Source organism: Actinocorallia populi (assembly GCF_002995495.1).
Classification (GTDB): domain Bacteria; phylum Actinomycetota; class Actinomycetes; order Streptosporangiales; family Streptosporangiaceae; genus Actinocorallia; species Actinocorallia populi.
This window is the reverse complement of record NZ_PVZV01000004.1, coordinates 204,070-224,925: the sequence shown is the minus strand read 5'-3', so window position 1 is coordinate 224,925 and position 20,856 is coordinate 204,070. Positions and strand designations below refer to the sequence as shown.

General features: G+C 71.8%; 16 protein-coding genes. 9 read left to right on the top strand and 7 right to left on the bottom strand.

The annotated features are described in order from the left end of the window. Nucleotides 1-24: 24 nt before the first annotated feature. The 7 genes from C2865_RS17740 to C2865_RS40795 all read left to right on the top strand — a co-directional run bounded on the left by C2865_RS17740 (nt 25) and on the right by C2865_RS40795 (nt 8,184). Nucleotides 25-1,107, top strand: a complete 1,083-nt coding sequence (locus tag C2865_RS17740; RefSeq protein WP_106399601.1) for an ATP-grasp domain-containing protein — start codon at nt 25-27, stop codon at nt 1,105-1,107. Further along, entirely contained in the window at nt 1,100-2,494 is a 1,395-nt protein-coding gene (locus C2865_RS17735; protein WP_106399600.1) for an IucA/IucC family protein, read from the top strand. Before C2865_RS17740 ends, C2865_RS17735 begins: the two co-directional genes overlap by 8 nt. Nucleotides 2,495-2,541: 47 nt before the next feature. Beyond that, entirely contained in the window at nt 2,542-4,023 is a 1,482-nt protein-coding gene (locus C2865_RS17730) for an IucA/IucC family protein (RefSeq protein WP_232835679.1), read from the top strand. Between the two features lie 4 nt (nt 4,024-4,027). After that, on the top strand, nt 4,028-5,086 hold the full coding sequence (locus C2865_RS17725; protein ID WP_106399599.1) for a type III PLP-dependent enzyme domain-containing protein: 1,059 nt from the start codon (nt 4,028-4,030) through the stop codon (nt 5,084-5,086). A 29-nt stretch (nt 5,087-5,115) separates the two neighbouring features. Further along, on the top strand, nt 5,116-6,714 hold the full coding sequence (locus tag C2865_RS17720; protein ID WP_106399598.1) for an AMP-binding protein: 1,599 nt from the start codon (nt 5,116-5,118) through the stop codon (nt 6,712-6,714). 40 nt (nt 6,715-6,754) lie between these two features. Further along, nucleotides 6,755-7,324 (top strand): hypothetical protein, encoded by a 570-nt coding sequence (locus tag C2865_RS40800; RefSeq protein ID WP_232835678.1) that lies wholly within the window; start codon nt 6,755-6,757, stop codon nt 7,322-7,324. Nucleotides 7,325-7,767: 443 nt separating this feature from the next. Continuing rightward, entirely contained in the window at nt 7,768-8,184 is a 417-nt protein-coding gene (locus C2865_RS40795) for a hypothetical protein (RefSeq protein ID WP_106399596.1), read from the top strand. 70 nt (nt 8,185-8,254) lie between these two features. Here C2865_RS40795 and C2865_RS17705 read toward each other — a convergent pair whose 3' ends face one another. The 5 genes from C2865_RS17705 to C2865_RS17685 all read right to left on the bottom strand — a co-directional run bounded on the left by C2865_RS17705 (nt 8,255) and on the right by C2865_RS17685 (nt 17,539). Continuing rightward, entirely contained in the window at nt 8,255-8,557 is a 303-nt protein-coding gene (locus C2865_RS17705) for a hypothetical protein (protein WP_232835677.1), read from the bottom strand. A gap of 73 nt (nt 8,558-8,630) precedes the next feature. Continuing rightward, nucleotides 8,631-9,128: a class I SAM-dependent methyltransferase gene (locus C2865_RS17700; RefSeq protein ID WP_157963778.1), complete on the bottom strand. Its 498-nt coding sequence runs from the start codon at nt 9,126-9,128 to the stop codon at nt 8,631-8,633. A 104-nt stretch (nt 9,129-9,232) separates the two neighbouring features. After that, nucleotides 9,233-12,511 (bottom strand): ATP-dependent helicase, encoded by a 3,279-nt coding sequence (locus C2865_RS17695; RefSeq protein WP_106399593.1) that lies wholly within the window; start codon nt 12,509-12,511, stop codon nt 9,233-9,235. After that, complete coding sequence (locus C2865_RS17690; RefSeq protein ID WP_232835676.1) at nt 12,508-15,633, bottom strand: ATP-dependent helicase; 3,126 nt, start codon at nt 15,631-15,633, stop codon at nt 12,508-12,510. Before C2865_RS17690 ends, C2865_RS17695 begins: the two co-directional genes overlap by 4 nt. 178 nt (nt 15,634-15,811) lie before the next feature. After that, nucleotides 15,812-17,539, bottom strand: coding sequence for a serine/threonine-protein kinase (locus C2865_RS17685; protein ID WP_157963777.1), 1,728 nt, complete (start codon nt 17,537-17,539; stop codon nt 15,812-15,814). Between the two features lie 139 nt (nt 17,540-17,678). On the opposite strand from C2865_RS17685, the gene C2865_RS17680 reads away from it, so the two are divergent. Together C2865_RS17680 and moeZ are read left to right on the top strand one after the other, a co-directional pair. Then, nucleotides 17,679-18,584: an ROK family protein gene (locus tag C2865_RS17680; RefSeq protein ID WP_106399590.1), complete on the top strand. Its 906-nt coding sequence runs from the start codon at nt 17,679-17,681 to the stop codon at nt 18,582-18,584. Between the two features lie 113 nt (nt 18,585-18,697). Then, nucleotides 18,698-19,879, top strand: coding sequence for an adenylyltransferase/sulfurtransferase MoeZ (gene moeZ / locus C2865_RS17675; RefSeq protein WP_106399589.1), 1,182 nt, complete (start codon nt 18,698-18,700; stop codon nt 19,877-19,879). Nucleotides 19,880-19,970: 91 nt separating this feature from the next. Here the strand turns inward: moeZ and C2865_RS40790 are convergent, their stop codons facing one another. Beyond that, the gene (locus C2865_RS40790; protein ID WP_106399588.1) at nt 19,971-20,258 is read right to left on the bottom strand and encodes a winged helix-turn-helix domain-containing protein; all 288 of its coding nucleotides are present in this window, start codon (nt 20,256-20,258) and stop codon (nt 19,971-19,973) included. Further along, complete coding sequence (locus tag C2865_RS40785) at nt 20,255-20,710, bottom strand: hypothetical protein (protein ID WP_106399587.1); 456 nt, start codon at nt 20,708-20,710, stop codon at nt 20,255-20,257. Before C2865_RS40785 ends, C2865_RS40790 begins: the two co-directional genes overlap by 4 nt. Between the last annotated feature and the right edge of the window lie 146 nt (nt 20,711-20,856).

The following is a 20,856-nucleotide window of genomic DNA, read 5'->3' as shown; positions in this document are numbered from 1 at the left end:
GGCTTGCCTAACAAGGGGGGACGGGTGCAGGTTTTCTTCATCGCGGGCAAGGCGACGGACTCGGTGGCACACGGATTCCTGCCCGCCGCCGAACGGCTCGGACTCGACGTCACGATCCTCACCGACCGGCCGGAGCAGTATCGGGGACACCGCGTCGTCCCCTGCGACGTCACGGACTACCGGGAGATCATCCAGGCGGGGCGTCCCGGCGCCTACTTCTCCAACAGCGACCATCTGCAGGCCGCCACCGCGCTGGCCGCCGAGTTCCACGGCCTCCCCGGCAAGGACTGGAAGGCCGCGCTGCGCTGCAAGAACAAGCATCTGATGCGCGCCCATCTGGGGGACGTGTGGTCAGCGCCGTTCCCCGTGCCGGAGGACGCGCCGTACCCGCTGGTCGTGAAACCGCGGGAAGGGGTGGCCAGCGAGGACGTGGTACTCGTGCGCTCCCCGGACGAGCTGGCCCTGCTGCCCGCGCCCCGGCGGCCCATGGTCGCCGAGGAGTACCTGCGGGGCGAGCTGCACACCCTGGAGACGTTGAACGGTCAGGTGCTCGGCTCCTTCCATACGACGCTCTCCCCCGAGCCCCACTTCATCGAGGAGCGGCTGGACTGGGCGCCTCCCCCTCCGGAGACACCGCAGGTGCTGGCGCAGCTGGCGGAGCTGGGCGTCGGATTCGGCGCCTGCCACACCGAGTTCATCGTCCGGGACGGCCGCGCCCGGATCGTCGAGGTCAACTACCGGGTGATCGGCGACCACTGCGACTTCCTGCTCTCCGAACTGCTGGGACGTGACCTGTTCACCGACATCCTGCTGACGCATCTGGGCGAGCCCCCCGTGCTCGAACCCGCCACGACCCTGGCCGCCACGGTCGACTACCTCGTCGCGGAGCGCTCGGGAGTGCTGAGGAACGCGCCGGAGCCCGGTGTGACGCGGTACGGCGAGGCGACGGTGACCTACCGCCCGCAACGTTCCTCCGGCGACGTCATCACGCTCACCCGCACCAACCGGGACTACCTCGGGACGGTCCAGGTGGTGGGGCCCGACCGCGCCTCCGTGGAAAGGGCGCTCGCGGAGTTCCGGCAGGCCGGAGCCTGGTCCGTTGGCTGAGGAGGAATTCGCGGCGCGCGTGCTGTCGGCGCTCGTCCGCGAGGGTTACGTGCGATGGCCGGTAGAGGGCGCACGGGTGGAGCGGGACGGTTTTCTCGCGGAAGATCGGATCAGCGCGGGGATCGACCTCGCCCGGCTTTGGGAGCTCGTGCGCCAGGCGGCTGAACCGGGAGACGACGTGGAGACGTTCGAGCGGGAATGCCGTGAGGCGCTGGAGGCCGAACGCGCCGTGCTGCCGCCCGTACGGCCCGGAGAAGGACGCCACGACGCGCTGGCCGCCCGGCTCGGGCATCCGGTCCATCCGCTGGGCCGGTGCAAGCTCGGCCTGTCCGGCGAGGAGGTACGCCGTTACGCGCCGGAGTACCAGCCGTCGTTCACCCTGCGATGGACGGGCGTACGGGAGCCCGTACTCGCCGGTGAGCTGCCTTCATGGTGGCCTGACCCCGGCGAACTCGGTCTCCCGGCAGGCGTGACGCCCTTCCCCGTCCATCCGCTGACCGCCGCTCGGGGGATCGTCGAGGCTCCGGCCTCCCGCCTCCGGGTACGGCCGACTCTGTCGATGAGAACGCTGGCCGTGACCCCTCAGGAGCATCTGAAGGTTCCGCTTCCCACCAGCACCCTCGGCAGTCGCAACGTCCGCTCGATCAAACCCGGGACGCTGGTGGACGGCGCCCGCGTGCAGGCGCTGCTGACGCGCATCGCGGCCGAGGAGAGGCTGCCCGTCCTGCTCGCCGACGAGCAGACGTACGGGCACGCCGGCGATCCTTATCTCGGCTTCCTCGTGCGCAGGATGCCCGTCACCGACGCCGTTCCGGTCGCGGCGCTGCTGGCGCGCACCCCGGAGGGCCCGTACGTCATCGAGGAACTCGCCGGTGACTCCGGCGTCGCGGAATTCTTCAGCGGTTACCTGCGCGTGCTGTTCACCTGGAACACCGTCCTCTTCGAGAAGTACGGCATCGCGCTGGAGGCTCACCAGCAGAACGTGGCCGTCACCCCCCGGCTGGAACTCCTGCTGAAGGACAACGACGGGGCGATGCTGTCCGAAGGCGGCTTCGAGGACCCCCGGATGGTCGGGGACATCGAGGCGCGGGCACGCGTCTTCGTCACGATCACCCTGCATCTGTGCGCGGGCGCGCTCGCCTTCGGGTTGGCCGAACGCGGGCTGATGCCGCTGGAACGGGCGCTGGCGCTCGTTCGCGACCGGCTCGACGAGGCCGTGGCGGACCCTTTCCTGCGGTCCCGGACGCTCGATGCCGACCGGCTGCCCACCAAGGCGATGCTCACCGCGGGGACGCTCGTCCCGAAAGAGCGCACGGGGGCCGCCGACATCAACAAACACTACGGCCCGCCGGGCCCCAACTACTTGAAGGAGCTTCCGTGCCGCTGACCTCGACCCGGCCGACAGGGGGAACCGGGCCGGCTGGGCTGCACAGCGTGGAATCCGCGGACGAGGCGACCGCCATCGCCCTGCTCAACTGCCTGGTACGCGAAGTCAGCGGGCCTGCGGGGCGGGTGCGCGACGACGGCGACCGGCTGGCGATAGACCTGGCGCACACCACGGTCACCGCCCGGCTGGCCCGCCCCTCGCACGGCCCGTCGCCGCGGCTCGCTGGTCCGTTCACCGCGGACGGCGCCGACCTGGGCTGGCGGGAGGTGGCCGAACTGGTCGCCGCCGAGCTGACCCGCCGTACGGGCACGGACAACCCGGAGTTCCTCCGGCAGGTCGCCTCCAGTCATGAGGCGATGAGCGTGTTCGAGCGTTCGGGCCGGCCGGACCCCGGCCTGCGGCCGCTGCTGGCCTCGGAGCAGTCGCTGCGCGCGGGGCACCGGTTCCATCCGTCGCCCAAATCACGGCAGGGCGAACCCGCGACGTGGCTGCCCTACGCGCCGGAGGCGGGGGCCCGGTTCCGGTTGCGGCTGCTCGGGGCAGATCCCGAACTGCTGGACGGGGCGGGCGACTTCTCCGCGCTGGCCGGGGCGGATGCGCTGCCCGTCCATCCCTGGCAGTGGAGGCTGCTGCGGGAACGGCCGTTGCTGAAGGAGGCGCTGTCGCGTGGCTTGCTGCGCGACCTGGGCGAGGGCGAGGAAGTGGTGCCGACGTCGTCGGTACGGACGGTCTTCGCTCCCTCCTCCGGAATGTTCGCCAAGTTCAGCCTCGACGTGCGGATCACCAACTGCGTGCGGAAGAACGCCTGGTACGAACTGGCCGCCGCGCCCGTGCTGACCGGGCTGCTGAAGCCTCTGCTGGGTGACGGCCTGCTCGGCGAACCCGCCTACCGCACCATCGCGCTCGCCGACCGGGCGTTGTACGAGGGCTTGGGCGTGATCCTGCGGGAGGGCGCGCCCGAGAACGCCGTCATGGCGGCGGCGCTGGCCGATCCCTACGGGAGGTTCCTTCCGGCCGAGATCGACCCCATCGCCTACTGGGAGGCCTACGTGCAGGCGGTGGCGCTACCCGTTCTGCGCCTGTTCTTCGACCACGGCGTGGTCCTGGAACCACACCTGCAGAACGTCCTCATCGTTCCCGGCGCCGACGGCGTCCCGGTGCGGGCCGTCTTCCGCGATCTGGAAGGCACCAAGCTGCTGCCCGGATGGAAGCTGGACGGACTGCCGTCACAGGCCCGCGAAGCGGTGACCTATGACGAGGAGCGCGGCTGGAACCGCGTCGCGTACTGCCTGTTCGTCAACCACCTCGCCGAGCTCGCCGCGGTCCTGGCCGATCGGGAGCCCGACTGCGAACCCGTCCTGTGGAAGACGGCGGCACGCCTCCTGGAGGAGTTCTCCGGGCACCGGCGCATGCGCGAGGTCCTGGAGGGCGCTCCCCTCCCGGCCAAGGCCAACCTGCTCGCCCGCTGGAACCGCTCGGCCGACCGGGCAGCGGGCTACGTGACGGTCAACAATCCTCTGGCGGGGTGAACTGATGGAAGAACGCGTCCTCCGGGAGATCTCCCGGCTGAACTCCTTCCCCTCGTACGTGTACGACCTTCCGGGGCTGGCCGAACACGCGGCGCGGATCCGGGCGGAGTTCCCGCACGAGATCTTCTACGCGGCCAAGGCCAACCCCGACCCGGAGATCCTGCGCGTCCTGCGGCCCCATGTGGACGGGTTCGAGGTCGCCTCGGGAGGAGAGCTCCAGCACGTCCACCGGACCGTGCCCGGGGCCCGGCTGGCGTTCGGCGGCCCCGGCAAGACCGACGAGGAGCTGGCCTTGGCCGTCCGCCTGGGGGTGGAGCGGGTGCATGTGGAGAGCGTCCGGGAGCTCGCGCACCTGCCGGGAGCCGACGTCCTGCTGCGCGCGAACCTGCCGTTCGGAGTGGAGGGGGCGGCTCTGGCGATGAGCGGGCCGTTCGGAATGGACGAACCCGAACTGCGCCGATGCCTTTCTCTGCTGCCCGCCGATGTCCGTCTACGCGGTTTCCACGCGCATCTGGCATCCGGCTTGGCCGTCGAAGAACTGCTGAAAGTCCACCGGCAGGTCTTGGAATGGGTGGCCGAATTCGCTCCCGAGGAGGTGAATCTCGGCGGCGGAATGGCCGTGGACTACGGTGATCCCTTGTGGCGTTTCGACTGGAAGTCCTATGCGGAAGGCATCCCGGACGTTCCTTTCCGGTTGCGTATCGAGCCGGGACGGGCGATGACCGTCTATCACGGCTGGTACGTCACGGACGTCTTGGACGTCAAACAGACCCGCGGCGAGACGTACGCGATCCTGCGCGGCGGCACCCACCACCTGCGCACCCCCGTCACGAAGGGGCACGACCAGCCGTTCACCGTCTTCGGAGACCGCGGCCACAGCGGGACGGCCACGCTCGTCGGGCAGTTGTGCACCCCCAAGGACGTGTTCGCCTCCCGTGTCCCCGTGAGCAATCTCGCACCCGGTTCCGTCGTCGCCTTCGACATGGCGGGCGCCTACGCGTGGAACATCTCCCATCATGACTTCCTGATGCATCCCCGGCCCGCCTTCCACTACGTGACCTGACCTCCGCGACCGACAGGAGTGTGACCCCGGTGACCGACCTCCGTGAAGCCCTGAGACTCGCCACCGGCACGGCCCGCGTGCTGCGCGACGTCGGGGTCCTCACGCCCATCACGCCCTGCCGGCTGGCCCGGATCCCCCTGCAGGTCGTGCGGTTCGGGTTCACCCCGGCGGTGGCCGGGGCCATGTCCGCGCTGCGCCACCCCGACCGCGTCGCGGTGATCGACGAGCGGGGCGAGGTCACCTACGGCGAACTGGAGGCGCGGGCGGCCGCCCAGGCCACGGCGCTGCGGGAGCTGCTCGGGCCCGGGGAGAAGATCGGCGTCCTGTGCCGCAACCACCGGGGCTTCGTCGAGGCCGTGTCCGCCGGGTCCCGGCTCGGCCACGACGTGGTGTTCCTCAACACCGACTTCTCCGCCCCGCAGCTGGGCCGCGTGCTGGAGAACGAGGGCATCGCCGTGCTCGTCCACGACGAGGAGTTCTCCCCCGTCGTGGACGGCTGCGACTTCACCGGGGCGCGGTTCCTCGCCTGGTACGACGGCGCGGAGCCGGCGCTGCCGACCCTCGACGACCTGGCGCGGACCCGGGCCGAGCCGCTGGTGGCCGGACGCACCGGCAGGATCGTCATCCTGACCTCCGGCACCACCGGCCCGCCCAAGGGGACCGCCCACGAGTTCGGCCCGGCGGCGCTGGTCAGCCAGGGCTACGGGCACCTGCTGCGGGTGCCGCTGCGCTCGGGCGAGCCGCTGCTGGTCGGGCCGCCGCTCTTCCACGGGCTCGGCCTGACCTACCTGCTGACCGGCCTGGCGCTGGGCGCGCCGCTGGTGCTGCTGCGCCGGTTCGACGCCAGGGCCGTGCTGGAGGCCGTCGCCCGGCACCGGGCGGGCGCGGTGATCGCGGTGCCCGTCATGCTGCAGCGGATGCTCGACGTCCCGGACGTCCCCCGGCTCCCCTCGTTGCGGGTGGTGCTCACCGGCGGCGCGGCGCTGCACCCCAACCTCGTCCGGCGGTTCCGCCGCCGCTTCGGCGAGGTGCTCTACAACGCCTACGGCGCCAGCGAGACGGGCTGGGCGGCCATCGCCACTCCCGACGACCTGCGCGCCGCCCCCGGCACCATAGGCAGACCCACGCTGGGGGTGAAGGCGCGCGTCCTCGACGCCGACGGCAGGCCGGTCCCCCGCGGGGAGGTCGGCACCCTGTACCTCGACAGCGGCCTGGAGTTCCGCGGCTACACCGGCGGCGGCACCAAGGAGTTCGTGGACGGCCTGATCAGCACCGGCGACCTCGGCCACTTCGACGAGGAGGGCCGCCTGTTCATCGACGGCCGCGCCGACGACATGATCGTCTCCGGCGGGGAGAACGTCTTCCCCGGCGAGGTCGAGGACCTGCTCGAGCAGCATCCGGACATCGCGGAGGCCGCGGTGCTGGGCGTGGCGGACGCCGAGTTCGGGCAGCGCCTCGCCGCCTGGGTGGTGCGCTCCCCCGGTTCGCAGATCACCGAGGACGAGATCAAGGCCCACGTACGGGCGCAGCTCGCCCGCTACAAGGTGCCCCGCGAGGTTTCTTTCGTGGCCGAACTACCGCGCACCACCACGGGAAAAGTCAAACGGACGGTGCTCGAAGAACCCTGATCAGGTCGCATTTTGTTCTTGAGTGCGGTACATCAAAGGGATGACGACGGAGGAGACCGCCCCCGAGGACACCGTGACGCAGGACACCCCCTCTGCCGAGGAGGGCGTGTTCGGCCAGGACGTGCTGGAGGCCGGGGCCGCTCTGGGCGAGCCGGTCCCCGACGAGCCCGACCCCCGGCAGCGCACCCTGAAGCTGCTGATCGGCATCTGCCTGCTCGGCGTGCTGGCGGCGGGCACCGCCGCCGCCTTCGCCCCGACCCTGCACCCGGGGCTGGCGATCGCCTGGGCGCTGCTGGTGCTGGCCCTGCTGGCGGTCGCGGGACTGCGCCTCGCCGAGCTGCGCAAGCTGGCCGAGCCTTCGGTGGCCCTGTTCTCGGGCGGCTTCGTGCACGCCACGGACGACGGCCTCGAGACGGTCTCCTGGCAGGAGATCGAGCTGGCCTACCTGACGCCGGGCAGGCGCCTGATCCTCCAGCTGGAGGGCGGCCGCTCCTTCGAGCTGCGCGCCCCGGTCCGCAACCTGGAGCGCCTGGAGCGCGCGGTCCGCGCCGGCGTCGCCCGCGACAAGATCCGCCGCGGCGTCCCGCCCAAGCCCCTGGCCGCCGTCTGACCCGTACGGAGCCGCAGCAGGCGGGCGCGCAGCACGGTCATCGCGCCCGCCAGATTGCGTCCCGTCGTGCCCTGCCCTTCGCAGAACGCGTCGGTCCCCGTCGGCAGATGGACGAGCCGTACCGCGCCGTTCCACTCCGGATACGGCGCCCCGCACCCCCACGTCTGCGTCAGTGTCTCGACCCGTACCTCCTCATCGGGGACCCGCAGGAAGTCATAGGACACCGCCGCAGGGAGCACCTCGACCCGGGCGCGCACGGGAGGCGACCCGAACCCCGGCTCGATCCGCCGCACGCCCCGCTCGCCGGCCAGCCACCCGAAGGCCCCGGCTCCACCGACCCACATCGTCACCGCCCGCAGGTCGCACCCGCTCGTACGCCTGCGGTACGTCCGTACCCGCCGTCCCTCCCGATCGGCCCGTCCGACGTACGTCCGCCACAGCTCGTGCACGCATCCCTCGCCCGGCTCCGCCTCGACGGTCACGACCGCCTCCCGCTCGGCGTGCTCGAGGGGGACTCGTTCCCGAAGGCACCCGAGATCGACGGCCAGTGCCTCCAACGCGGTGCGGCACTCCGTCCCGAGTCCGTCATCGTCCTCGGCCAGTTCCAGCAGCTCTTCCAGCGTCCCCAGCTCGGCGGTGTGCTCCTCGAGGCCGTCCAGGAAACGCCTGATGTACTCCAGGCGCAGCGCGGCGATCCCGGCCGCGCTTCAATGCGCCGGATCCGCCAGAAGCCCCGTCATCCGTACGGCTTCGACACGCAGCGCCTCGACGTCGACTCCTTCGACGGCCGCGGCCCGGGCACGCCGGCACTCCTCGAGCAGCGCCCGCCCCTCTTCACGCACGAGGAACCTCCTCCGTGAAGACCCTTGGATCAGACTCCCCGCGGGGCGCCCGGGTTCGGTCTCCTCCCGGCGGCGCGCCGGGCGGGGGTCAGGCCACGGCGTCGAGGGAGGACTCGCGGGCGGCCCGGCAGAGGCGGGCGAGGTCCAGGAGGGCCTGGGAGCGGCGTTCGGCCAGCGGCCGGTCGTCGCCGGGGCGCGGGGCCGCCAGGGTGTCCAGGACCAGGGAGAAGACCGGCCAGTCGGCGGGGGCGATGAAGCCGCGCAGGTCGTAGTCCTCCTCGGCGGCGGCCTCGAAGTCCACGTTGTGCAGCAGGGTGCTCAGCGCCGTCTCGGCGGCGACGACGCCGATGCGCATCGCCAGTGCGGCGGGGGAGTCAGCGGTAGAACCCACGTTCGAGAGGGTAGCCGCTGATCGCCCCGCCGCTCAACAACATGTTCGCACCATGCCGGTCATGGCGGGAGCTTCAAGGCGCGAACGCCTCCACGTAGGCGTGGTCCTCGGCGTTGTCGGTGCGCCTGACCTCGGCGCCGGCCCCGGCGAGCAGGCCCCTGAGCTCCGCCACGCCCAGGCGGGAGTCGGCCAGGATGATCGCCGCGCCGGGGCGGCTGACCCGCACCAGTTCCCGCACGACCGCCGCGGGATCGGGATCGGTGCCCAGGGCGTCGTGGCACAGCACCAGGGTGAACGTCCGGTCCAGGTGCGGCAAAGAGGAGGCCTCGCCGCACTGGAAGATGAGGTTGGTCTGCGGTTCCCGGTCGGCCAGCCGCTTACCCTCGGTGAGCGCGTCGAACGAGGAGTCGACGGCTGTCACCTGGCGGACGCGGTGCGCCAGGGCGCGTGACACCTCCGCCGTGCCGGCATGGACTTCCAGGCAGATGTCGTCCAGGTCCAGCTCAGGCTCGGCGAATCGGAAGAAGTGCCGGACCGCGGCCTGGTACATCTCCTCATTCGTCACTGTCACACAGCCTCCCGGTGAATGGTCGTTCACTGGAGCATGCCCTGTATGACGCCCCGTGACCATCCTTTGGTGAGCAGTATCACCCGTGTACCTACCCCGGGCGGGGCTCAATTACCGGCCAGCGGGACCGCCGCGAACAACTCGGCGAGCCCCTCGGCGTCCAGAAGATCCACAGGGCGGATCGTCCGGGCCGCCCGGACGTAGTGGAAGGCGGCGCTGACGCGCTCCAGCGGGACATCGGCGAGCGCGGCCCACGCGACCCGGTACGCGGCCAGCTGGACGGCCACCTGGCGCTCCTCGTCGGCCGAAGGCGGGTGCCCCGTCTTCCAGTCGACGACCTCGTAGCCGTCTCCGGCGCGGAAGACCGCGTCCATGCGGCCGCGCACCAGGCGGTCGCCGATGATGGTCTCGAACGGCACCTCCACCTCGATCGGCTCGCGGGACCCCCACTCGGACGCCTCGAAACGCTCCTGGAGCCGGGAGAGGTAGCCGTCGTCCTCCAGCTCGTCGTCGGCCGCGCCCAGCAGGTCCTCGGGGTCCAGGAGGCGCTGCTGGCCCCAGCGCGACTCCAGCCAGCGGTGGAAGGACGTGCCGCGCCGCGCGAACGGGGCGGGCGGGCGCGGCATGGGACGGCGGATCTGCGCGGCCAGCTCGGCCGGGTCCCGCGCCAGCGCCACCAGGGACGTGACGGTCAGCTTGTCCGGCAGCTCCACCGTCAGGCCGTCCCCGCCGCGCCCCTTGTCGCGTTCGGCCAGCAGCAGTTCGACGTCCCGCGCCCACGCGGCGAGCCGGCCGCGTTCGTCCCCGGTGAGGTCGCCGGTGGGCGTCCAGGGCACGAGCCGGCCGACGACGGCGTCGCGGACGAGCCGCGCGCCCTCGACGAGCGGCCCCTCCCCCAGCGGCGGCAGCGGCCACGTGCCGGTCTTCGGCTCGGCGAGCAGCGGGTTCTGCTCGTGCTCCTCCGGCGGGTCCGCCCAGCACAGGACGGCGCCTGCGCTCGCGCGGATCTCCTCCAGGAAGGGGGAGGCGACGAGCGGTTTGGAAGCCGCGCCCCACCGGTAGCCCGTCGCGACGAGCAGGTGGCTGGCGCGCGTGACGGCCACGTACGCCAGGCGCCTCTCCTCGCGCACGTCGCGGTCGGCGCACGCCTCCTCGAACCCGGCGAGCTCGTCCTTGGTCAGCCCGGTGAGCTCCGGGAGATCGCGGCGGTCCCCGCGCAGCGGAAAAGGGATCATGCGCGGGTTGCCCGTCCAGCGCGTACCCGAGCCCGCCGGGCGGGCCGGGAAGATCGATCCGGTGCCGGGCCTGCCGTTCTTCTGCGGGGTGAACGCCAGGCCGGGCACCACGACGACCTGCCATTCCAGGCCCTTGGAGGCGTGGACGGTCAGCAGCTTCACGCTGTCGCTCTCGCCGACCCGGCCCGCCGCGAGGCCGAACTCCTCGGACTCCGCGGCGCCGAGGTAGGCCAGGAACGCGCCCAGCGTCGGCTCCTCGTGGTCGCCCGCGAAGGCCATGGCGGCGTCGATGAACGCATCGAGGTCGGCGCGTGCCGTCACCGGGTCGAGGCCCGTGCGGGCGGCGACCTCGATGTCCAGGCCGAGCACCCGCTCGATCTCGGCGACCAGGTCGGGAAGCGGCAGCTGGGCCTGGCGGCGCAGCTGGCGCAGCTCGTCCCGCAGGCGGGTCAGGCGGCGCCGGCCCTCCTCGGAGTAGTTCTCGGGCGCGCCGAGGTCGTCCAGGGCGTCCACGAGGCTGCCCTGCTCCTCGTTCAGCTCCCGGACGAGGCGGCCCAGCGGGTCGTCGGCGTCACCGGCCGCCTCCGCTCCCGGCTCGGGGGCGGGCTCCGCGGGCTCCTCGCGGGTGATGTCGCGGCGGGCCTCGCGTGCCAGCTCCCGGGCGCGCCTGCCGAGGGCGACCAGGTCGCGGGGACCGAGCCGCCAGCGCGGCCCGGTGAGCAGGCGGGCCAGCGACGCGCCCGCCGTCGGGTCGTGCATGACGCGCAGGGTGGCCACGACGTCCTGGATCTCCGGCACGGTCAGCAACCCGCCCAGGCCGACGACCTCCACGGGGATGTCGTGCTCCTCGAGCCGCTGGCGGAGCAGGGGGATCTGCGAACGTTTCCGGACCAGGATCGCGATGTCGGAGTACTTGAGCGGCCCGTCCTCCCACTCGCCTCCGTCGGGGGCGTGCTCGCTCTTCATCACCGCCCTCACGCGTTCGGCGATGCGTTCGGCCTCGTCCTCGACCGTCGCGAACAAGCCGCATTCGACCCAGCCGCGTCCCGCCTTGGACTCGGCTGGACGCAGCGGAGACACCTTGCGCATCTCGGCGCGGAGTTCCGTTTGGACGCGTGCGGCGGAATCCAGAATGCGTTCGCCGTTGCGGAAGCTGCGGGTCAGCTCACGCATGGGCGAGGGACCGTTCGCGAGCGGGAAGTCGTCCGGGAAGCCCAGAAGGTTGCCCGACGACGCTCCGCGCCATCCGTAGATGGACTGGCACGGGTCGCCCACGGCCGTCACGGGGTGGCCGTCACCGAACAGCGACTTCAGCAGGACGAGCTGCGCGTGGCTGGTGTCCTGGTATTCGTCCAGCAGCACGACCGCGTAACGCGACCGTTCGATCGCGGCGACCTCGGGATGGCGGGAGGCGATGCGGGCCGCCAGAGACATCTGGTCACCGTGGTCGACGACCTCGCGGCGTGCCTTCGCCTGCGCATACGCCTCGATGATGGGCAGCAGCTGCTCGCGTACGGCCTGCTTGGCCAGGACTTCACGCTGCTTGGCTATCGGCTTGTCCAGCAGCGCGAACCGCCCGTCCAGCCACCTCCCCACATGCCTCACGTCATCCGGAGTGCGCAGATGCTCGGCCAGGTCGCCGGAAAGGTCGATGACGGCCCGCGTGACGGTGTCCGGAGACCAGTCGATCTCGTCCATCGGGCCGTCGTAGGAGTCCACGGCACGGGTGGCTATCTGCCAGGCGACCGCCGGGGAGATGAGCCGCATGGTCGGCTCCAGGCCCTCGCGCAAGGCGTGGTCGCCGAACAGGCGGGCGGCATAGGAGTGGTAGGTGGAGACGGTCGGCTCGCCGTCGAGCAGCTCCGGCTCGATGAGGTCGGGATGCTCGCGCAGCCCGTCCAGGCGCCTGCGCACGCGGGAGGCCAGCTCGGCGGCGGCCTTGCGGGTGAACGTCAGGCCGAGCACGCGTTCGGGGCGCACCAGGCGGTTGGCGACCAGCCACACCACGCGCGCGGCCATCGTCTCGGACTTGCCCGAGCCCGCGCCCGCCACCACCGCCATCGGCCCGGGAGGCGCCTGGATGACCACTGCCTGCTCCGGCGTCGGCTCGGGCAGGCCAAGGCGCCGGGCCAGCTCCGCCGGAGAGATCACCGGCCCACCTCACCGCCGTTCTCGTGCACCGGGCAGCTGGACTGTACCGGGCACGTACGACAGTCGTCCCCGGCCTTGGCCTCGAACACCGGGGAGGCCATGCCCTCGGCCACGATCTCCACGAGCTTCTTGGGCCACATCGGGTCGGTGTCCTCCGAGGGCGGTCCCTGCGCCTGCTCGCGGGCCTTGCGCGCGAAGGCGGCCTTGCCGACCTGCACGAGCTTGGCTCCGCCCGGTTCCAGCAGTCCGTGCCGGGCGAACGCGCCGAGCATCACCGCGTACTGGTAGACGCCGAGCTGGGGATTGCGCGCCAGCTGGTCGGACGGGACCGGCGCGCCGCCGGTCTTGATGTCGATGATGACGCCGCGCCCGTGCGCGTCGCGCTCCGCACGGTCGATCCGGCCGCGGATGACGACCCGGCCCAGGTCCACCTTGAACGACTCCTCCAACGCGACGATCTCGTTGGGGTTCTCCCGGTGCCAGCCGAGGAACTTGTCGACCATCTGGGCGGCCTGCGCGCGCTGCTTCTCGCTGTACCAGGCGCTGCGGAAGTCGAGCTCCGACCAGATCTCGTCCAGGCGGCCGGCCAGGTGCGTCTCGGTGACCTCCGGCACGGAGCCCGCGAGCTCCGCGACGGCGTGGATCACCTTGCCCATCACGCTGTACTCGCCGGGGCCCCCCTCCCGCGCGCCGACGGCGGAGGTGAGCAGCCAGCGCAGCCCGCAGGTGGTGAACGTCTCGACCTGGGACGGGGAGATGACGACCTGCTCGTCCTCGGAGAAGGGCGCCTTCTCGGTGGACAGCGCGGTGATGGCGTACCAGTTCTCCGGACGCGCGCCGCGCACCCCGGCACGCGCCAGACGCGCCAGGTGCCCGGCGGCCGCGCGGCGCAGCGCCTCGGGACGGCCGGGGTCGGCGATGGACGAGCGCAGGTCGGCCACCAGCGCGGGCATGGACAACCAGCGCTTCTTCTCGTCCAGTTGCGCTTCCTCGAGCGCGCCCGGCAGGAGTTCGTTGAGGAAGCGGGACGGGCGGTCCTCGGTGTCCTCTCCCCCGACGGCCGTGACGACCAGCCTCCTGCGGGCGCGCGTCACCGCGACGTAGAAGAGGCGGCGCTCCTCGGCCATCATCCTGGCCGCGATGGTCGCGCCCGAGACGGGATCGAGGATGTCGGAGCCCTCCAGGAGCTCGTCGACGCCCAGCAGGGTGCCGCGCATCCGCAGGTCGGGCCACAACCCCTCCTGGACGCCCGTCACGACCACCACGTCCCATTCCAGGCCCTTGGCGCGGTGGGCGGTCAGGAGCCGGACGGTCTCGCCCTCGGGGGCGCGCTCGGCCAGGGAGTCCCCGGCGATCTCCTGGGCGGCGAGGTCCTCGGCGAACAGGACGGCGCCCGCCTTGGGGAGCCGGTCCACGAAGCGGGCGGCGCGGTCGAACAACGAGACGACGGCGTCCAGGTCGCGGTCGGCGGCGGCACCGCGCGCACCGCCGCGCCGGCTGTCGGCCAGCCAGCGGTCGGCCAGGCCGGACTGCTCCCACACCGCCCACAGGACGTCCTCGGCCGTCCCCTCGGTCTCCCTGGCCGTCCGGATGAGCGCGGCGATCCGCTCGGCGGGGGCCTTCACCTTCTCGTGGACGAACAGCAGCTCGCGGGAGTCGTTGAGCGCCGCCACGAGCACCTCGTTGCCGGTGCGCGCGCCCTGCGCCATCTCCTCCAGGTCGCGCAGCGCACGGCGGAGGCGGCGCATGCCGAGCGCGTCCGCGCCGCCGAGCGGGCCCGTCAGAAGCTCTTCCGCGACGACCTCGTCGAGGTAATCGGGCTTGAGCGCGGCCAGGAGCACCATCATCAGCGGCCGTACGGCGGGTTCGGCGTACAACGGCACGTCCTCGCCGAAGACTGTGACGGGCACACCGGCCTGCGTGAGTGCGCGCCGCAGGGCCGGGACCTGGCCGATGGCGCGGATCAGCACCGCGCAGCGCGACCACGGCACGCCCTCCAGAAGATGCGCGCGGCGGAGTTCGTCGGCGACGAGCGCGGCCTCCTGGCTCGCGGTGTCCGCGACGACGACACGCACCTCGGGCGAGGACTTGTCGGTCTCCTCTTCCGGCGCTTCGCTCGGGCTCTCGTCGGGAGTGGCGAGCACGCGGTGCTCGGCCGGGCCGGGAAGGCGCCGCGCGACGCGCCGGGAGGCCTCCAGCAGCGCCGGGTTCATCCGGCGGCACACCTGGAGGGAGACGATCGGCGCCGGAGTTCCGTCCAGACGCGGGAAACGCGTGGGGAACTCCATGATCGCCCGTACGTCAGCGCCCCGGAAGCCGTAGATGGACTGGTCGGGGTCGCCCACCACGACGAGATCGCGCCCGCCTCCCGCAAGCTGCCGCAGCAGATTCTCCTGTGCGGGATCGGTGTCCTGGTACTCGTCGACGAAGACCACGTCGTAGGCGCTGCGTTCCCTGTTGCCCACCTCTTCGTCGTGGGCGAGGAGCCCCGCCGCCTCGCGGATGATTTCCGCGTAGTCATAGGAGGGCACCGGATCGAGGTCGAACCGCTGTTCGTAGCGGTGCATGAAGTGCGCGACGGCCACCCAGTCGTCACGTCCGTTGAGGCGTCCCAGCTCGTAAAGCCGTTGCGCGTCGATCCCGCGCTCGGCCGCGCGCTGGGTGAAGTCGCGGAGCTCCTCGGCGAACCCCTTGGTGTCCAGCGCCGGACGCAACCGCTCGGGCCAGTAGGCCGCGCCGTCGCGGGCCTCACCGGCGAGCAGCCGCCGTACTTCCAGCAGTTGCTCGGGCCCCGTCAGCAGCCGAGGCGGCTCCATCTCCTCCAGCACGGCATGGCGCCGCAACAGCGCCCACGCGTACGAGTGGAACGTCATCGCCAGCGGCGTCTTCGTCGTCACTCCCAGACGTCCGGTGATGCGGTGACGCAGCTCCTCGGACGCCTTGCGGCTGAACGTCAGCACCAGGATGCGCTCGGGGTCCGTCCCCCGCCGGGCGATTCTGTCGACGACCGCCTCGACGATCGTCGTCGTCTTGCCCGTCCCCGGCCCCGCGAGCACGAGCAGCGGCCCGCCCTCGTGCTCCACCGCGCGCCGCTGGCGCTCGTCCAGAGACGGAGGCTCCACGACGCCCACCGCGCCACTGCGGCGCACGAGACGATAGGGAGCACTGACCACCCTAGAGATTCTTCTGGAAGATCAGCGCTCCTCCGTCCATTGAGACGAGAAAGCACTGGTGCGTCTACGCGGTGGCATCACGTACTTCGCTGTGTCACCACCGCGGTGACGGTCGTGTTCCGTCAGGTCACCTGTAGTACGGGACGGGCGGAGGTGCGGGCTGGGCGGGCCAGGACGGGGCCGCCATCGGGTGGGGCATCGCCATGGGATGCGGCACGTGCGGTGCGGGTGCGGGCGCGTTGAGCGCCTGGCACAACGACTCCGCGCGCGTCGTCAGCGGATGGCCTGCGCCGAGCACCTTGGTGCAGTCGATTTTCAGCGCCGTGGCGATGGCGTGGGCGCGGGGGAACTGGCCGACGGCCTGGTTGGTCAGGCCGAGCAGGAGTCGCGTCTCCAGCGTGTCGGGGTGTTCGTTGCCGAGGAGGCGGCCGCGCGCCGTCGCCGTCTCGTACGCGACGTTGAGCGCCTCGGGGTGGCGTCCGAGCGCGTGCAGCGCCCACCCTTCGGTGTTGCGCGCCTCCTGCGTCTCGGTGTTCTCCGGGCCGAGGATGCGGCTGCGGTCCCGCGCGACGCCCTGCGCGACGGGCAGCGCCTCGGAGGCGCGGCCGAGCGTGTAGAGGATTTTGGCGAGCAGCAGCCAGCTGCGCAGGGTCTTGGGGTTCTCCTGGCCGAACGCGCGCGCCCGGCCCTGCGCGACGGTGCGGGCGACGCCTTCGGCCTCCTGCGCGCGCCCGGCTAGGTACAGCGCCGAGGCCAGGATGTTGCGGCTGCTGAGCGTGTCGGGGTGCTCGGGGCCCAGCAGCGCGGCGCGTCCCTGCGCGGCCTGCTCGGCGGCGGTCACCGCGTCGGCGTAGCGGCCCTCGTGGCAGAAGCGGGCGGCGCGCTTGTTGAGCTGCTCGTACTCCGCGGCGGGCGATCCCGCCGCGGGCGCGGGGGCGGGCGGGAGCGAACCGCCCAGGGCCGCCATCGCGGCCTGGGCGCCCTCCACCGGGACGGCGGGAGCGGGGCGTTCGGGCCGGGCGGGCATGGCGGAGACGTCGACGGCCTTCAGCCTGCGGATCACCTCGGCCGCGTCCGCGGGACGCTGCGCGGGGTCCTTGGCGAGCATGTCGAGGATGAGCCGGTCGACCTCCGGGGGGAGCGCGCCGTTGTGCGCCCTGGGCCCCTTCGGCGGGTACTTGAGGTGGCCCTGGACGAGCGCCTCCAGCCCCTCGTCGATCGGGAACGGCGGCTGGCCGCAGAACATCTCGTGGAACATGCCGCCGAGGAGGTAGATGTCGGTGCGCGCGTCGATGTTCTTGCCGAGGAACTGCTCGGGCGCCATGTAGACGGGGGTGCCCAGCACGCCGCTGCCGGTCAGGCCGGTCGCCGACGACAGGTGCTTGGCGATGCCGAAGTCGCACAGCTTGGCCCGGCCGCCTTCGACCACCATGACGTTGGCGGGCTTGAGGTCGCGGTGCACGATGCCCTGGTCGTGGGCGGCGCCCAGGGCGTCGGTGATCTGGACCGCCAGGTTCACCGCCTGCTCGAGCGGCAGCCCCCCGGGCCGCTCCTCCAGGAGCTTGTGCAGGTCCCGCCCGTTGAGCAGCTCCATCACCAGGTACAGGACGTTGTTGTCCACGTCGATGTCGTGGACGACCGTGATGCCGGGATGCTGGAGGGTGGCGGCCAGCCGCGCCTCGCGCAGGAACCGGGTGACCCCCTCGGGATCCTGGTCGGGCGCCTTGGGCAGCACCTTCACCGCGACCTTGCGTTCCAGCCGGGTGTCGACGGCCAGGTAGACCTGGCCCATGCCCCCCTTGCCGATCTGCCCCTCGAGCTGGTAACGCCCACCGAGCACGACAGCTTCGCTCACTCCTGCTCTCCTCCCGTGTTGCCCGCATAATCCCACTTTCGAGGACTTTCATGGTCTCGATTACCGTCCGTCTGACCGGACAAGGCATCATTCGCAGGACAGGCGCCTCATCACCTCATTCCTGCAAGGGGGAACCTCCATGGCCGGGTCCTGCGTGGTCGCGCTCGACGTGGGCGGTACCCGGATGAAGGCCGGGCTGGTCGGCGAGAGCGCCCAGGTCATCACCGAGCGGCTCTACGACACCGGCCGGGAGGACGGTCCCGCCGCGGTGACCGAACGGCTCGTCGGCGTGGTCCGGCAGCTCGTCGAGGGCGCCCGCGAACGCGGCCTGCGGCCCTCCGGGGCGGGCGTCGTCATCCCCGGGATCATCGACGAGGGCACCGGCGTGGTGCGCTCCTCGGCCAACATCGGCTGGCGCGACTTCCCGCTGCGCCGCCACCTCGCCCAGCACACCGAGCTGCCCGTGGCGATCGGCCACGACGTGCGGGCCGGCGGCCTCGCCGAGTCGGTGCTGGGCGCCGGGCGCGGCGAGCGCGACCTGCTCTTCCTCGCGCTGGGCACCGGTATCGCCGGCGCCATGATCATGGACGGGCGGCCGTTCAGCGGCGGCGGGTACGGCGGCGAGATCGGCCACATGCCGCTCGTGCCCGGCGGGCACCCGTGCGGCTGCGGCTCCCGCGGCTGCCTGGAGACCGTCGCCTCCGCCTCCGCCGTCGGGCGCCGCTACTCCGAGCGGACCGGCGAGCAGGCCAGCGCCCAGGAGGTCGCCAAGCGGGTGGAGGCCGGCGAGCCCGCCGCCCTGGAGATCTGGCAGGAGACGGTCGACGCCCTGACCACCGCGCTGCTGACGTACATGACGATCTGCGCGCCCACCCAGATCGTCATCGGCGGCGGCCTGGCCCAGAGCGGCGAGACCCTGCTGGGCCCGCTGCGCGCCGCCGTCGCCGAACGCGCCACCTACCACCGCCCGGTGCGCATCGTGCGGGCCGCGCTCGGCGACCGCGCCGGGCTGCTGGGCGCCGCCCTGCTCGGCCGCGAGGCCTGAGGGCTCCGCCCTCCGCGAGGGCGGCCCCCGGGCCACCGGTACATTGAGGGAATGTCCGGGCCGGTGCGATGGTTGTGCCTGGACGAAAAGCGCCCCATCACCAGGAGTGAACCGTGTCACTGCCACCGCTGGTAGAGCCTGCGGCCGAGCTGACCCGCGAAGAGGTCAACCGCTACTCGCGGCACCTCATCATCCCCGACGTCGGGATGGCCGGGCAGAAGCGACTGAAGAACGCCAAGGTGCTCTGCGTCGGCGCGGGCGGCCTCGGCTCCCCCGCCCTGCTGTACCTGGCCGCGGCCGGTGTCGGCACCCTGGGCATCATCGACTTCGACGTGGTCGACGAGTCCAACCTGCAGCGCCAGATCATCCACCGCCAGTCCTCGCTGGGCCTGCCCAAGGCCGAGTCCGCGGCGGCGACGGTCCGCGAGGTCAACCCGCTGGTCGACGTCAAGGTGCACAACGTCGCGCTGGACCGCGACAACGTGCTGGACATCTTCTCCCAGTACGACCTGATCGTCGACGGCACCGACAACTTCGCGACCCGCTACATGGTCAACGACGCGGCCGTGCTGCTGGGCAAGCCGTACGTGTGGGGCTCGATCTACCGCTTCGACGGCCAGGCCAGCGTGTTCTGGGCCGAGCACGGCCCCTGCTACCGCTGCCTCTACCCCGAGCCCCCGCCCCCCGGCATGGTCCCGTCCTGCGCCGAGGGCGGCGTCCTGGGCGTGCTGTGCGCGTCCATCGGCTCCATCCAGGTGAACGAGGCCATCAAGCTCCTCGCGGGCATCGGCGAGCCGCTGGTCGGCCGGCTGATGATCTACGACGCACTCGAGATGACCTACCGCCAGGTCAAGGTCCGCAAGGACCCCGAGTGCCCGCTGTGCGGCAAGAACCCGACGATCACCGAGCTGATGGAGGACTACGAGGCCTTCTGCGGCGCGGTCTCCGCGGAGGCCTCCGAGGCCGCCCAGGACTCCACCATCACGGTCACCGAGCTCAAGGACATGCAGGACAAGGGCGAGGACATCTTCCTCATCGACGTCCGCGAGCCCAACGAGTACGAGATCGTCTCCATCCCGGGCGCCACGCTGATCCCCAAGGGCGAGTTCCTCAACGGCAACGCCCTGGCCGGGCTCCCCCAGGACAAGAGGATCGTCCTGCACTGCAAGTCCGGCGTCCGCTCCGCCGAGGCCCTGGCCGTGGTGAAGAACGCCGGCTTCACCGACGCCGTCCACGTCGGCGGCGGCATCCTCGCCTGGATCCGCCAGATCGACCCCAGCCAGCCCACCTACTGACGGTCGGCGACACGGCTCCCAGGCCCCGGACCGCACCCGGTCCGGGGCCTGTCCTTTTCCCTCGCCCGTACGGCGCCCGCCGGGCCGGGGCTCAGGTGAGGGGTTGGCGGACGATCCGCTGGAGGGTCTCGACGTAGTCCTTGAAGGCCTTGCGGCCGGGGTCGGTGAGCTTCAGCCAGGTGCGGGGGCGCTTGCCGACGTGGCCCTTGCGGATCTCGACGTAGCCCGCCGCCTCCAGGGCCGAGGCGTGCTTGGACAGGGCCGAGTCGCTGATCTCCAGGCTGTCGCGGACGAAGGAGAACTCCGCCTCGACCGCGGTGGCCAGCAGGGACATGATCTGCAGACGGGCCGGTGCGTGGATCAGCGGATCGAGGTTCACTTCGCCACCCTGCCCTTGCTGTAGTGCAGGACGAGGCGCTCCATCGGGCGTGTCGTGACGCCCAGCAGGACCATGGCGACGCCGCCCGCGAGCACCTTCCGCCACGGCTCGTCCAGACCGCTCGCCATCGCGTGGACGCCGAACCCCGCGGCCACTCCGAGCAGCGCCCATCCCAGGAAGACGAGCATCGCGGGAGGGCTCCAGGCGTTCGGCGTCCACCGCACCCGGCTCTGCCGGGTCAGCAGCGCCACCAGAGCGCCGAAACCGGCGGCGGCCACCAGCGCGCTCAGCCCGTTCACCAGAGGGCTCTCGGCGTCCAGTCCGATCTGCCCGAAGGTCATCAGGCCCGCGAACCCGGGCGCGTACCAGAGCGGCAGCTTCTGCTCCGCGTAGGCCTTCTGCTGCGTCCGCTCGATCTCCGCCAGCGCCTCGGCCGGGTCGTACTCGGTCATCGTCTTCCCTCCACAATCACTTTCCATAGAGGAAAGTACTTTCTACTTTCCCCAGTGTCAAGTACTTTCCCGGAGCGCGGGAACGGGCGCGCAGGACCTGCTGACGGGCGGAGGCGGACGTCACCGATGGTCGAGGCGGCTGCGGG

Excerpts from the sequence above, each read along its gene's own strand:
- C2865_RS17680 (WP_106399590.1), top strand. The coding sequence starts at position 17,679 with ATGGCCGGGTCCTGCGTGGTCGCGCTCGACGTGGGCGGTACCCGGATG.
- C2865_RS40785 (WP_106399587.1), bottom strand. The coding sequence starts at position 20,710 with ATGACCGAGTACGACCCGGCCGAGGCGCTGGCGGAGATCGAGCGGACG.
- C2865_RS17725 (WP_106399599.1), top strand. The coding sequence starts at position 4,028 with ATGGAAGAACGCGTCCTCCGGGAGATCTCCCGGCTGAACTCCTTCCCC.
- C2865_RS40800 (WP_232835678.1), top strand. The coding sequence starts at position 6,755 with ATGACGACGGAGGAGACCGCCCCCGAGGACACCGTGACGCAGGACACC.